This is a genomic window from Marmoricola sp. URHA0025 HA25 (genome assembly GCF_054059435.1).
In genome coordinates this window covers 2,497,683-2,510,470 of the sequence record NZ_JBSSCD010000001.1, presented here as the reverse complement: position 1 = coordinate 2,510,470, position 12,788 = coordinate 2,497,683, and the positions used below count along the sequence as shown (strand labels likewise).

Genomic DNA, 12,788 nt, shown 5'->3' with positions numbered 1-12,788 from the left:
AAGGCTCTGTGACGTCAGCGCGACGCCCAACCCGGCGACCACGGCACCACCCAGGGCCACCAGGAGGAGCCAGAACAGGTCGGCCAGCTCGTCGAGGTGGCGCCCGACGAGCCGCCGGGTGCCCCAGCAGACCAGGACCGTCTCGGCCACGTCGGCGAGGGCGAGGCAGGCCGACGCGTCCCAGGGGCGACCGCCGAGGAGGTTGGCGAGCAGGTTCGCGACGAAGAGCGCTCCGACGAGCCCTGGCCACCAGGAGCGCGGTGCCACGAACAGGGTGATCACCCCGACGCCGGCCGCCGGCCACCAGCTGGCCGTGGTGTCGGTCGCCTTGGACAGCTCGATCCCGATCTCGCCGGCTGCGAGGGTGGCGAGGACCAGCCCGGCGACGAGGATTCGTCGCCAGACGGGGGTCGGTCCGCCGGGAGTCGCCACTGGGCGATTCTCCCCGAAATCGGGTGGTTCCGAGGGTGAACAGCACGACTCGCGCCCCGTGATTGTCGCCGTGCCGTGCGCGCCGTCGTGGGAAACTCGGAGTCATGTCCCTGGTCTCCGAACGCATCGGCCAGTTCTTCCACGACGGTCACCGCATCGAGTACACCGAGTACGGCGCGGGGGAGCGCTGGGTGGTCCTGGTCCACGGCCAGCTGATGCCGCGGCGGATGCACCAGCCGCTGGCCCGCAAGCTCGCCGCGACGGGGGCCCACGTCGTCACCGTCGACCTCCTCGGGCACGGTCGCTCCGACCGGCCCGCCGACCCGCTGCTGTACTCGATGACCGCGTTCGGGGAGCAGGTGATCGCGCTCCTGGACCACCTGGGCGCCGAGCGGGCGGTCCTCGGCGGCACCTCGCTCGGGGCGAACGTCTCCCTCGAGGCAGCGGTGCTCGCTCCCGAGCGCATCCAGGGCCTGCTCATCGAGATGCCGGTCCTCGACAACGCCGTCGAGGCGGGGATCCTGGCGTTCGCGCCGCTGCTGTTCGTCTCGAGGTTCCTGCCGTTCGCGGTCAGCGGGGTCCGCAAGCTGTCCCGTGCGGTCCCGCGCGGGATCGTGCCGTTCTGGGTCGGCATCGGCCTGGACACCCTCGACCAGCGGCCCGCCGCGATGGCGGCCACCGTCCACGGCCTCTTCTACGGGAGGGTGGCGCCCTTCTCGCGGCAGCGGCGGGCGATCGACGCCCCCGCGCTCGTCGTCGGGCACACCCGTGACCCGATCCATCCTGCGGCCGATGCCGAGATGCTCGCCGACGAGCTGGTCGGGGCCCGCTTCGTCGCGGCACGGAGCATCCTGGAGTGGCGGGTCGCGCCCGAGCGCCTCGACAACCTGGCGGCCGGCTTCGTCGCGGAGTGCTTCGAGTCCGCTGCCGGCAGCCGGCTGCTCGGCAGCTGATCGCCCTCCGGCGAATGTGAGCGATATGCCGGTTTCACGTCAGTTCGGCCACTACGCTCGGCTGCATTCCCGGGTCGCGTGAGAGGCGGCAGTCGAATGCGATCCAGATCGGCGTTCATCCTCGGGATCCAGCAGCTGCTGGGTCGCGAGCACGCCGACCCGCGGGTCGCGCAGTACCTCTTCCTGGTGCCGGTGCTGCTCGACGTGTGCCTGGTGACGCTCCTGCAGGACGCAGAGCTGCGCCCGTCGTACCTGACCGGTCTGGTCGTGGTCGCGCTGGCGACCTTCGTCGCTCACCTCGTCGGCGTCGGACGGCTCTCCGAGCAGTGGTCGGTCGTCGTGCCGGCCGCCGACGTGCTCGGTCTCGGCCTGATGCGGGTGATGCCGGAGAGCACGCTGGGCATCGCCCTGGTGTTCCCCGCGATCTGGCTCGGGCTGCAGTTCGGCCGGCGCGGCGTCGTGCTGACCGCGATGACCGTGCTGGTGTCCTTCGTGCCGATCTTCGTCGAGCGGGACCCGTCGAGCAACGAGGTGTCCGGGATGGGAGAGGTCCTGCTGATCACGGTGCTCTGCTCACTGGTCGTCGCCGTGACCGCGGAGCTCTGGCTCGGCAAGGTGGACGAGGCGGCCGACGCGCAGCGGATGCTCGAGCGCGCAGTTGCGGACAGCGCCGACCAGCGGCGGTTCAACGAGGCGATCCTCGACAGCGTCGACGTCGGGCTGCTCACCCTCGACGCCGACGGACGGGTGCACTCGATGAACCCCCGGCACCAGCGGTTCATGGAGCTCGCCTACCCGCAGGGCCACGACGGCTCACCGGACCAGAAGGGCTTCACCTTCGCCGCGGACGGGTTCACCGAGCTCGCCCGCAACGAGCTGCCGACCTGGCGGGCCATGCACGGCGAGACGCTGCGCGACTACCTCATCTGGGTCGGGGAGGACCCGGGTCTGCGGCGCGCCTTCGCGGTGTCGGTCTCGCCGTTCTTCACCACTGAGGGGACCTTCGACGGCGCCGTGCTCGCCTACCACGACGTCACCGAGCTGATGACGGCCGCACGCCTCAAGGACGAGTTCGTCGCCACCGTGAGCCACGAGCTCCGCACGCCGCTGACCTCGATCGTCGGGTACGTCGACGTGCTCCTCGAGGACGTCCCGGACATCCCCCCGGAGGCCACACCGTTCCTGCAGACCGTCCAGCGCAACGCGCGCCGGTTGCACCGGCTCGTCGACGACCTGCTCTCCGACGCGCTCAAGCTGGGCAAGGCCGAGCTGCGCCTGGGCCGGGTCCCCGTCGACCAGGTGCTGCGGACCTCGGCGACGGAGGCGGAGAGGTCCGCGGCGCTCAACGGACTGACCTTCAGCTTCGAGCTGGAGGGCATCGGGCCGCTGGAGGTCGAGGGCGACCCGGAGCGGCTCTCGCAGGTGATCGACAACATCTTCAACAACGCCATCAAGTTCACCCCCACAGGCGGTCACGTGTCCGCTCGGGTCCGGCGTGACGGCCACGAGGCAGTCATCCAGATCGCGGACACGGGTCGTGGCATCCCGCAGGAGGAGCTCGAGGACGTGTTCGTGAAGTTCTTCCGCTCACCCGGGGTGCAGATCGACGCGATCCCCGGGACTGGGATCGGTCTGGCGATCTCGAAGGCGATCGTCGAGGCGCACGGCGGTTCGATCGATCTCACCAGCACGGTCGGCGTCGGCACCACGTTCGAGATCCGGCTTCCGCTGGCCGGACAGCGAGCCGCTGGATAGCCAGGCGCAGCGAGTCGGCGGCGCGCCGTGACCGGGGACGCGCGACAATGGGCGCATGCCCCTGTACAGCGACGAAGCGATCGTGCTGCGCACGCGCAAGCTCGCTGAGGCCGACAGGATCATCACCCTGCTGACCCGTCAGCACGGCGTGGTGCGCGCCGTCGCCAAGGGCGTACGCCGGACCACGTCGCGGTTCGGCTCCCGGCTCGAGCCGTTCACCCACGTCGATCTCCAGCTCGCCGAGGGTCGCAACCTCGACGTGATCACGCAGGCCGAGACCCGGTCGCCCTTCGGTGAGGCGATCAGCGCGGAGTACGACCGGTACACCGCCGCCTCGGTGATGCTCGAGACCGCCGAACGGCTCGTCGCCGAGGAGCGCGAGCCCTCGGTCCAGCAGTACCTGCTGCTCGTCGGCGCCCTGCGCGCGATGGCAGCCGGTGAGCACCGCCCGGCCGACGTGATGGACTCCTTCGTGCTGCGCTCGCTCTCGGTCGCCGGCTACGCCCCGTCGTTCGACGGCTGCGTGCGCTGCGGCGTGGAGGGCCCGCACCGCGCCTTCCACCCGGCATCGGGCGGGGTCCTCTGCTCGTCGTGCCGCGCTCCGGGGTCGGCGCACCCGGCGAGCGAGACCGTGCGCCTGCTCGGTGCACTGCTCGCGGGCGAGTGGCCGGTGGTCGACGCGGCGCAGGACCGGCACCGCCGGGAGGCCCGCGGACTCGTCTCGGCGTACCTCTCGTGGCACCTGGAGCGCGGCCTGCGCTCGATGCCCTACGCCAACGACTCGCTCATGGCGGCTCCGGCGCCGATCGAGGACGTCTCGTGAGGAAGCAGCCCAGCAGCCGCCGCTTCCGCGCGCCTGAACCGCATCCGAGCGGTGCGACACCGCCGGACCTGCCGGCCGAGCTCGTGCCCCGGCACGTGGCGGTGATCATGGACGGCAACGGGCGCTGGGCGAACCAGCGCGGACTGCCCCGGACCGCCGGCCACGAGCGCGGCGAGCAGTCCCTGGTCGAGGTGGTCAAGGGCGCCATCGAGATCGGCGTCCAGGCTGTCTCGGCGTACGCGTTCTCGACGGAGAACTGGTCCCGCTCGCCCGACGAGGTGCGCTTCCTCATGGGCTTCAACCGCGACGTGGTCCGGCGACGCCGCGAGGAGCTGCACGAGCTCGGAGTCCGCGTGCGGTGGGCCGGCCGAGAGCGACGGCTGTGGCGGTCGGTGATCAACGAGCTGCGGGTCGCCGAGGAGCTGACCCGTGACAACGACGTGCTCACCCTGACGATGTGCGTCAACTACGGGGGCCGTGCCGAGATCGCGGACGCCGCGCGGGCTCTGGCGCACGACGTCGCGGCCGGTCGGCTCAACCCTTCGCGCGTCGACGAGCGCACGTTCGCCCGCTACCTGTACGTCCCGGAGGTCCCCGATGCCGACATGGTCTGGCGCACCTCGGGGGAGGAGCGGCTGAGCAACTTCATGCTCTGGCAGGCGGCGTACTCCGAGATGGTGTTCAGCAACGTGCTGTGGCCCGACGTCGACCGGCTGGCGTTCTGGAGGGCCATCGAGGAGTACGCCAAACGGGACCGTCGCTACGGGTCCGCCTGACCGATCGCCGAGGCGGCGCAGGTGAAAGCCCGGAGATCGCCGAGGCGGCGCAGATGAAAACGTCAGGATCGCCGAGGCGGCGCAGATGAAAGGGCCCTGTGGACGGAGCTGACGCGGCAGGAGTGAAGCCGCGGATCCTGAGTCGATGGCGATGCCCTTCCTCACCCGCGACCTGTCACTGCTCGACGATCGGTTCCCGCTCCCACTCGACGCACCGTTCACCTCCGCGATGGCTCGCGCGCGCGGCATCCACTCCTCCGAGCTGGCGCGACTGGTCCAGCTCGGACTCCTCCGCCGGCTGATCGCCGGCGTGTACGTCGCCTCGCAGGTCGACGACAGCCTGGATCTGCGCGTGGCGACGCTGCGACTCGTCGTGCCGCCCGGCGCGGTCGTGACGGATCGAACCGCGGGGTGGCTGCACGGCGCGCCGAGGATCCTGGCGCCCGGCGACCACCAGGTGGTGCCCAGGGTCTCGGTGTTCCACCGCGGCCGTGGGTGCCGTCTGCGCACCGAGCTGCTGGCGAGCGGTCAGCGGATGATGCCGGACGAGGACGTCATGGTCGTGGGCGGCGTGCGGGTCACGACGCCACTGCGAACCGCCTGTGATCTCGGCCGGCTGCTCAGGCGCGAGCAAGCGCTGGCCGCGCTCGACTCGATGCTGCGTCTCGGATCCTTCGACAAGGAGCAGCTTCTCGAGGCGTCCTCAGGCTTCCGCGGCTATCGCTGGGTTCGACAGCTGCGTGCGTTGGCGCCTCTCGCGGACGCGCGCGCGGAGTCGCCCGAAGAGTCCATCCTGAGGTTGCGGTGGCTCGACTGTCCCGGGTTGCCTACTCCCGAACCGCAGCGACCGGTCGCGGCGCCGAGCTGGGTGACCGAGGGCCTGTACTGGGTCGACCTGGGCGTCGACGACCTGAAGTTCGCGGTCGAGTTCGACGGGGAGGAGTTCCATGGCCCCGACCGGGCCCAGCACGACGCCGAGCGGCGGTCCTGGATCACCGACCAGGAGGGGTGGGTCCTGCGTGTCGTACGCAAGGAGAACTTGCACGGGCGCAACCAGGACCTCGAGAAGATCCTGCGGGCGGGATTAGCCGAAGCCCGGGCGACGATCGCGCAGCGGCGTACTTTCATCTGAGCCGTCTCGGCGATTCCGGGGCATTCATCCGAGCCGCCTCGGCGACTCCGGGGCTTTCATCCGAGCCGCCTCGGCGACTCCGGGGCTTTCATCTGAGCCGCCTCGGCGGTTCAGACGCAGCGCGAGCAGGTGCCGAAGATCTCCAGGGTGTGGCTGACGTCCGCGTAGCCGTGGGCCTCGGCGACGGTGCGGGTCCAGCGCTCGACGGTGGGACCCTCGACCTCCACGGTCGCCCCGCAGCTGCGGCACACCAGGTGGTGGTGGTGGCTGCCGCTGCACCGTCGGTAGACCGCCTCGCCACCCTCCGCGCGCAGGGTGTCGAGCTCGCCGGCGTCGGCCATCGCCTGCAGGGCGCGGTAGACCGTCGACAGGCCCACGTTGTCGCCGCCCGCCTTCAGCGCCTCGTGGACCTCCTGGGCGCTCCGGAAGTCGTCGAACTCCTGGAGCGCCGCGGCGACGGCTCGTCGCTGCCGGGTGGGGCGCAGGCCCTGCGCGTTCCGGTCCTCAGTGCTCGTCATAGTGCCCTCCGTGTACGGCGTGCCGGTGACCGTCGTGGATGTAGTCGACGTGGTCGCCGTGCTCGACCGCGACATGGCCGCAGCGCGGGCCGTGCTCGTGGCGGTGGTTCTCCTCCACGACCTGCTCCTCGGGCCGCACCGGCATCTCGAAGGGCACCCGGGCCAGGCGCCGACGCTGCAGCACGATGCCGACGGGCGCGGTGACGGTGAAGCCGAGGAGAGCGACGAGCACGATCGACGGACCGGGCGGCACGTCGGCGTACCACGACACCACCACCCCGGCGAGCGAGGCGACCAGCCCGGCGAGCATCGCGGACAGCATGGTGGACCGGAAGCCCCTCGAGAACTGCTGGGCGGTGGCGACCGGGATCACCAGCAAGGCGCTGACGAGGAGGAGGCCGACCGTGCGCATGGCGACGCTGACCGAGACTGCCGCGAGCACCGAGATCAGGACGTTGTAGAACTGCACCGGCAAGCCGCTGGTGCGCGCAAAGTCCTCGTCGTTGGACACCGAGAACAGCTGGGGGAGCAGGGCGAGGCACAGCGAGATGACCGCGCCCCCGAAGAGGATGATGCTGACCCAGAGGTCCTGCGGCGAGATCGAGAGCAGCGAGCCGTAGAGGTAGGACTGAAGGGTGGCGACGCCGTCACCGCCGATGGACACGAGCATGAGCCCACCGGCCAGGCCTCCGTAGAAGATCAGCGCCAGCGCGACGTCGCCCGACGCGCGCCCCGACGAGCGGATCAGCTCGATGGCCACCGCCCCGAAGATGGCGACGGCGACCGCGGTCAAGGTGGGCGACGTGCCGGTGAGGAGACCGAGCGCGACCCCGGTCACGCTGATGTGCCCGATGCCGTCACCCATCAGCGAGAGCCGGCGCTGGACCAGGAAGGTGCCGACTGCCGGTGCCGCGAGACCGGTCGCGGCGGCGGCGATGAGCGCCCGAACCATGAACGGCTGCGAGAGCAGGTCCAACATCAGTGCTCCTCTCCGAGCAGGCCGGACATCGGAGCGACGGGAGGGCGCCGTTCGTCCGGCTCGCAGTGCTCACCGTGCCCGGCTTGCTCCAGCGAGCTCGGTGCGCCGTCGTAGGTGACCCGGCCCTCGCGGAGGACGACCGTGCGCCCGATGAGCGGCTCGAACGGCCCGAGCTCGTGCAGCACGACGACGATGGTCGACCCGGCTCGCGCGCGGTCGGCCAGGGTCGCGGCGATCGCCTGCTGGCTGACCAGGTCGACACCGGCGTTCGGCTCGTCGAGCACCAGCAGCTCGGGCTGGCCGGCCAGCGTGCGGGCCATCAGCACGCGCTGCTGCTGGCCACCCGACAGCGTGGCTACCTGCTGGGCGGCACGGTCGGCCAGCCCCACGGCCTCGAGTGCGTCCCGTACGGCGAGCCGGTCCTCGGCCCGGGGCAGCTGGAACGGACGCCGGCGCGCGAGCCTTCCGGCGGCGACCACCTCGCGCACGGTGGAGGGGACTCCCTGCGTGATCGTCGAGCGCTGGGGCACGTAGCCGAGTCGCTGCCAGGCGTCGAAGTCCTCGAGCGGCCGTCCGAAGAGCCGCACGTGGCCCGCCGACATCGGCAGCAGCCCAAGCACCGCCTTGACCAGCGTCGACTTGCCGGAGCCGTTCGCCCCCAGGAGGGCGACCACCTCTCCGGCCTCGACGTGGAGGTCGACGTCGCGCAGGATCGGCCGGCCGGACAGGGTGACCCCGCCGCCGGTGATCTCGATGACGGCACTCATGAGGACACCTTGCACCCGTTGGCCTTCTGCAGCGCGGCAAGGTTGGCGCGCATGATCGAGACGTAGTCGGCCGACCTGCCCTTGGCGATCCCCTCGATCGGGTCGAGCACGGCCGAGGCGACTCCGAGGTCGTGGGAGAGGACGTCGGCCATCTTCGGGCTGGCCAGCGTCTCGCTGAAGACGGTGGTGATGTGGTCCTTCTCGATGAGCGAGCGCAGCTGGTCGAGGTGCGAGGCGCTCGGTTCGGCGTCGGGAGACAGCCCGGCGATCGGCTCGGAGGTCAGTCCGTAGCGGCTCCAGTAGCCGAAGGCGTCGTGGCTGGTGACGATCACGTGCCGTTCGCAGTCGGCGAGCCCGGTCGTGAAGTCCTGGTCGATGCCGGTCAAGGTTTCGCTCAGGGTGGCCAGGTTCGCCGCGAAGTCGTCGGCGTGCGCCGGGTCCACCTCCGCGAGCCTCGCCTCGATCGCCGTCGCCGCGTGCGCCAGCCGCAACGGGTCGAGCCAGAAGTGCGGGTTGCCCGCGGTGAGCTCCACCGACGGTGCGACGTCGAGGCTCGTGCTCTTCGCGTTCTCGCCGACGGCGCTGTCGACGGCGGGCTGGAGCTTCGACTCGTACACCACCAGGTCGGCGTCCGCGACCTCACCGACCTGGCGCGGGGTCAGCTCGAGATCGTGCGGCTCCACGCCGGGGGCGGTGAGGTCGACGATCCGGACGTGGTCGCCGGCGAGCTGCTCGGTGACGTACTCCAGGGGGTAGAACGACGCGACCACGGTCGGGCGGCCGTCGCCGGACCCGGCGCCGCACGCCGAGAGCGGCGCGGCCACCAGGACGGCGAGTACCGGAGCGAGGGTCCGAAGGCGCATGACAATGATTCTCATTTGAAATGAGAATCATTGTCAAGTCGCATCGACGGTCTACGATCGACGCGTGCTGGTCGTGAACAGGTTCCGCGAGCCCGACGCGGCGTTCCGCGGCGACCTGGAGGCCGCGCTCGCGGTGCTGTCGGCACAGGCGGGCTACGAGGACGGACGGCTCGGCCGCAACGTCGACGACCCGTCGCTGTGGGCGATGGTGACCCGGTGGCGTGACGTCGGCAGCTACCGCCGCGCGCTCTCGACGTACGACGTGAAGGTCGGCGCCGTGCCGCTGCTGAGCCGCGCGATCGACGAGCCCAGCGCCTTCGAGGACCTCGACGGCGAGCTCAACGAGTCGATTCCGAGGAGCGCCACCTGATCTGCACTCGATAGGGTGTGCTCTCGCTCGCCGGCAGCCAGTCGGCAGAAGAGCTCTCCAGAAGTGTGCAGGAGCTGAACACCCGTGGCCAACAAGCCCGTCTCCGTCGTCGACAACGTCGTCTCCCTCGCCAAGCGCCGCGGTTTCGTCTTCCCCTGTGGCGAGATCTACGGCGGCACCCGCTCGGCCTGGGACTACGGCCCGCTCGGCGTCGAGCTGAAGGAGAACATCAAGCGCCAGTGGTGGCGCTCGATGGTGCAGTCGCGCGACGACGTCGTCGGACTCGACTCCAGCGTGATCCTGCCGCGCCAGACGTGGGAGGCGTCGGGCCACGTCGCCACGTTCACCGACCCGCTGACCGAGTGCCAGTCGTGCCACAAGCGGTTCCGCGCCGACCACCTCCAGGAGGCGGTCTTCGAGAAGGCCGTGAAGAAGGGCGACACCATCAGCTCGCCCGACGACGTCGACCTCGCAACCGTCGCCTGTCCCAACTGCGGCACCCGCGGGGCGTGGACGCCGCCGCGGCAGTTCTCCGGCCTGCTGAAGACCTACCTCGGCGTCCTCGAGGACGAGTCCGGGCTGCACTACCTGCGCCCGGAGACCGCGCAGGGCATCTTCCTGAACTTCCTCAACGTGGTGACCTCCAGCCGCAAGAAGCCGCCGTTCGGCATCGCGCAGATCGGCAAGAGCTTCCGCAACGAGATCACGCCCGGCAACTTCATCTTCCGCACGCGGGAGTTCGAGCAGATGGAGATGGAGTTCTTCGTCAAGCCCGGCGAGGACGCCGAGTGGCACCAGTACTGGATCGACGAGCGCACCCGCTGGTACGTCGACCTCGGCATCCGTGAGGAGAACCTCCGCCACTTCGAGCACCCCGCGGAGAAGCGCAGCCACTACTCCACCCGCACGGTCGACATCGAGTACCGGTTCAACTTCGCCGGCTCGGAGTGGGGTGAGCTCGAGGGCATCGCGAACCGGACCGACTACGACCTCACCGTGCACTCCAAGGCGTCCGGCACGGACCTGTCGTACTTCGACCAGGCCAACAACGAGCGCTACACGCCCTACGTGATCGAGCCGGCGGCCGGCTTGTCGCGCAGCCTGATGACCTTCCTCGTCGACGCCTGGACCGAGGACGAGGCCCCCAACACCAAGGGCGGGGTCGACAAGCGCACCGTCCTGCGGCTCGACCCACGGCTGGCGCCGGTGAAGATCGCGGTGCTGCCGCTGAGCCGCAACGAGGACCTCACGCCGCGGGCCCGGGCGCTCGCAGCCGAGCTGCGCCAGCTCTGGAACGTCGAGTTCGACGACTCCGGCGCGATCGGCCGCCGCTACCGCCGCCAGGACGAGATCGGTACGCCGTACTGCGTCACCGTCGACTTCGAGAGCCTCGAGGACGGCGCTGCGACGGTGCGCGAGCGCGACTCGATGAGCCAGGACCGGATCTCGCTCGACGGCCTGCGCACCTACTTCGCCGAGCGCCTGGGCGCATGCTGACGCCGGCGTCCGGAGCCTCGGAGCGGCGCCCGGACCGCAACGGCGGTGCGCCTGTGCACAATGTGCGGGTGACCCACCCTGCTCCCGCCGCACTGCGCCGCGCCACCCTCCGCTGGACGATCCCCGTGGTCGCCGCGGCGCTCGTCCTCTCGGGGTGCGGGGGCGAGGAGAAGCCGACGACCAAGCCGTCGGTCACGGTGCCGACGGCCGACGTCAACGTGCCGTCCGGGGTCGTGCTGACCAAGGCGGGGGCCGAGCTGAAGTTCGGCGAGAAGGCGACGGTGGCCTACGAGCCGAACTCCCAGCGCAACACCGTGCTGGAGCTGACCGTCAACTCCGCGGCGGAGGGCACCATCGCCGACCTCGGCACCTACGTGCTCGACGACCGCACCAAGGAGTCAACGCCGTACTACGTCAACGTCACCGTGACCAACGTCGGCGACGGCGACGTGGGCCAGACCCCGATCCCGCTCTGGGCGGTCGACGACGCCAACACGCTGATCCAGGCGTCGAGCTTCACCAACTCGTTCGCGCCGTGCGCCTCGACCCCGCTGCCGACGACGTTCGCGCCGAACGCGACGGTGACCACGTGCCTGGTGTACCTCGTCCCGGACCACGGGAAGCTCACGGGCGTGAGCTTCCGCCCGCTGCAGGCGGTCGCGCCGATCGTGTGGAAGGGCGACGTCACGGCGCCGGCGACGACGCCGCCGGCCACGCCGAAGAAAAAGAAGAAGAAGAAGAAGTCGTCCTGAGCAATGGTCTGAGGCTCGGAGCTCTCCGGGTCGACACCCCGGTGGTGCTGGCACCGATGGCCGGCATCACCAATGCCGCCTACCGCCGGCTGTGTATGGAACAAGTTGCAGCGCAGGGTTCCTCTGGGCTTTTCGTCTGCGAGATGATCACCAGCCGCGGCCTGGTCGAGGGAGATGCCACCACGCGGTCGATGCTGGTCTTCGACGAGCTCGAGGACGTCCGCTCGGTCCAGCTCTACGGCACCGATCCGGCGTACGTCGGCAAGGCGACCGAGATCCTCTGCGCCGACTACGGCGTCGCGCACGTCGACCTCAACTTCGGCTGCCCGGTGCCCAAGGTGACCCGCAAGGGCGGGGGAGCTGCGTTGCCCTGGAAGCGGACCCTGCTCGGCGAGATCCTCCGGGCAGCGGTCGGCGCCGCCAGCCGGTACGACGTACCGGTCACCATGAAGACGCGGATGGGCATCGATCCGGAGCACCTCAGCTACCTCGACGCCGGCCGGATCGCGGAGGAGTCCGGGGTCGCGGCCATCGCGCTGCACGGCCGCACCGCGCTGCAGGGCTACTCCGGCACGGCCGACTGGGACGCGATCACTCGCCTGGTGGAGCACGTGTCGATCCCGGTGCTGGGCAACGGCGACATCTGGGAGGCGGCGGACGCCCTGCGGATGGTGGAGCAGACGGGTGCAGCCGGAGTCGTCGTCGGCCGTGGGTGCCTGGGCCGGCCGTGGCTGTTCCGCGACCTGGCCGCCGCATTCGCGAACCGCTCTTCTGTCGACCGCGTCGAGACGCCGACCCTGCCGACCCTCGGCGAGGTGAGCACGATGATGCGCCGGCACGCAGAGCTGCTCTGCCGGCACATGGGGGAGGAGCGCGGCTGCAAGGAGTTCCGCAAGCACGTGTCCTGGTACCTCAAGGGCTTCGCTGCCGGTGGCGAGCTCCGTCGGGAGCTCGCTCTCGTCTCCACCCTCGAGCGGCTGGACGCCCTGCTCGCCGAGCTGGACCCCGACGAGCCCTTCCCGACGGTGGTCCTCGGCGCGCCGCGCGGACGGCAGGGGAGCCCCCGGAAGAGGGTGGCGCTGCCGGAGGGATGGCTCGACGACACCGACGGTCGCGGCCTGGTCGTGCGCGAGGACGCCGACGAGACCACCGGAGGCTGAGTCCGCCCGGG

At 70.6% G+C, this 12,788-nt stretch carries 13 protein-coding genes; 9 read left to right on the top strand and 4 right to left on the bottom strand.

The window, feature by feature from the left end; translation table 11 throughout:
- Positions 1-536: 536 nt before the first annotated feature.
- The 5 genes from ACVW00_RS12335 (at position 537) to ACVW00_RS12315 (ending at position 5,871) form a co-directional block, all read left to right on the top strand.
- Positions 537-1,385 (top strand): alpha/beta fold hydrolase, encoded by an 849-nt coding sequence (locus ACVW00_RS12335; protein WP_457111192.1) that lies wholly within the window; start codon positions 537-539, stop codon positions 1,383-1,385.
- A 96-nt stretch (positions 1,386-1,481) separates the two neighbouring features.
- Positions 1,482-3,140, top strand: coding sequence for an ATP-binding protein (locus tag ACVW00_RS12330; RefSeq protein WP_457111191.1), 1,659 nt, complete (start codon positions 1,482-1,484; stop codon positions 3,138-3,140).
- Between the two features lie 55 nt (positions 3,141-3,195).
- Positions 3,196-3,963: a DNA repair protein RecO gene (recO, locus tag ACVW00_RS12325; RefSeq protein WP_457111190.1), complete on the top strand. Its 768-nt coding sequence runs from the start codon at positions 3,196-3,198 to the stop codon at positions 3,961-3,963.
- Positions 3,960-4,739: an isoprenyl transferase gene (locus ACVW00_RS12320; RefSeq protein WP_457111189.1), complete on the top strand. Its 780-nt coding sequence runs from the start codon at positions 3,960-3,962 to the stop codon at positions 4,737-4,739. Before recO ends, ACVW00_RS12320 begins: the two co-directional genes overlap by 4 nt.
- A 145-nt stretch (positions 4,740-4,884) precedes the next feature.
- On the top strand, positions 4,885-5,871 hold the full coding sequence (locus tag ACVW00_RS12315) for a type IV toxin-antitoxin system AbiEi family antitoxin domain-containing protein (RefSeq protein ID WP_457111188.1): 987 nt from the start codon (positions 4,885-4,887) through the stop codon (positions 5,869-5,871).
- 110 nt (positions 5,872-5,981) lie between these two features.
- Here ACVW00_RS12315 and ACVW00_RS12310 read toward each other — a convergent pair whose 3' ends face one another.
- The 4 genes from ACVW00_RS12310 to ACVW00_RS12295 are packed head-to-tail and all read right to left on the bottom strand — an operon-like array spanning position 5,982 to position 8,998.
- On the bottom strand, positions 5,982-6,389 hold the full coding sequence (locus tag ACVW00_RS12310; protein WP_457111187.1) for a Fur family transcriptional regulator: 408 nt from the start codon (positions 6,387-6,389) through the stop codon (positions 5,982-5,984).
- Positions 6,376-7,368 (bottom strand): metal ABC transporter permease, encoded by a 993-nt coding sequence (locus tag ACVW00_RS12305; protein WP_457111186.1) that lies wholly within the window; start codon positions 7,366-7,368, stop codon positions 6,376-6,378. The genes ACVW00_RS12310 and ACVW00_RS12305 overlap by 14 nt, the downstream gene beginning before the upstream one ends.
- On the bottom strand, positions 7,368-8,135 hold the full coding sequence (locus ACVW00_RS12300) for a metal ABC transporter ATP-binding protein (RefSeq protein ID WP_457111185.1): 768 nt from the start codon (positions 8,133-8,135) through the stop codon (positions 7,368-7,370). Before ACVW00_RS12300 ends, ACVW00_RS12305 begins: the two co-directional genes overlap by 1 nt.
- Positions 8,132-8,998, bottom strand: a complete 867-nt coding sequence (locus ACVW00_RS12295; protein WP_457111184.1) for a metal ABC transporter substrate-binding protein — start codon at positions 8,996-8,998, stop codon at positions 8,132-8,134. Before ACVW00_RS12295 ends, ACVW00_RS12300 begins: the two co-directional genes overlap by 4 nt.
- A 64-nt stretch (positions 8,999-9,062) precedes the next feature.
- On the opposite strand from ACVW00_RS12295, the gene ACVW00_RS12290 reads away from it, so the two are divergent.
- From ACVW00_RS12290 to dusB, 4 genes are all read left to right on the top strand, one after another.
- On the top strand, positions 9,063-9,368 hold the full coding sequence (locus ACVW00_RS12290) for an antibiotic biosynthesis monooxygenase family protein (protein ID WP_457111183.1): 306 nt from the start codon (positions 9,063-9,065) through the stop codon (positions 9,366-9,368).
- Between the two features lie 84 nt (positions 9,369-9,452).
- Positions 9,453-10,865: a glycine--tRNA ligase gene (locus tag ACVW00_RS12285; protein WP_457111182.1), complete on the top strand. Its 1,413-nt coding sequence runs from the start codon at positions 9,453-9,455 to the stop codon at positions 10,863-10,865.
- A gap of 68 nt (positions 10,866-10,933) precedes the next feature.
- On the top strand, positions 10,934-11,617 hold the full coding sequence (locus tag ACVW00_RS12280; RefSeq protein ID WP_457111181.1) for a hypothetical protein: 684 nt from the start codon (positions 10,934-10,936) through the stop codon (positions 11,615-11,617).
- Positions 11,614-12,777, top strand: coding sequence for a tRNA dihydrouridine synthase DusB (gene dusB / locus ACVW00_RS12275; protein ID WP_457113108.1), 1,164 nt, complete (start codon positions 11,614-11,616; stop codon positions 12,775-12,777). The genes ACVW00_RS12280 and dusB overlap by 4 nt, the downstream gene beginning before the upstream one ends.
- Positions 12,778-12,788: the final 11 nt, after the last annotated feature.

What these genes read in the sequence shown, in the direction of transcription:
- ACVW00_RS12335 (WP_457111192.1), top strand. Translation starts at nt 537, where the DNA reads ATGTCCCTGGTCTCCGAACGCATCGGCCAGTTCTTCCACGACGGTCAC.
- ACVW00_RS12330 (WP_457111191.1), top strand. Translation starts at nt 1,482, where the DNA reads ATGCGATCCAGATCGGCGTTCATCCTCGGGATCCAGCAGCTGCTGGGT.
- recO (WP_457111190.1), top strand. Translation starts at nt 3,196, where the DNA reads ATGCCCCTGTACAGCGACGAAGCGATCGTGCTGCGCACGCGCAAGCTC.
- ACVW00_RS12315 (WP_457111188.1), top strand. Translation starts at nt 4,885, where the DNA reads ATGGCGATGCCCTTCCTCACCCGCGACCTGTCACTGCTCGACGATCGG.
- ACVW00_RS12310 (WP_457111187.1), bottom strand. Translation starts at nt 6,389, where the DNA reads ATGACGAGCACTGAGGACCGGAACGCGCAGGGCCTGCGCCCCACCCGG.
- ACVW00_RS12305 (WP_457111186.1), bottom strand. Translation starts at nt 7,368, where the DNA reads ATGTTGGACCTGCTCTCGCAGCCGTTCATGGTTCGGGCGCTCATCGCC.
- ACVW00_RS12300 (WP_457111185.1), bottom strand. Translation starts at nt 8,135, where the DNA reads ATGAGTGCCGTCATCGAGATCACCGGCGGCGGGGTCACCCTGTCCGGC.
- ACVW00_RS12295 (WP_457111184.1), bottom strand. Translation starts at nt 8,998, where the DNA reads ATGCGCCTTCGGACCCTCGCTCCGGTACTCGCCGTCCTGGTGGCCGCG.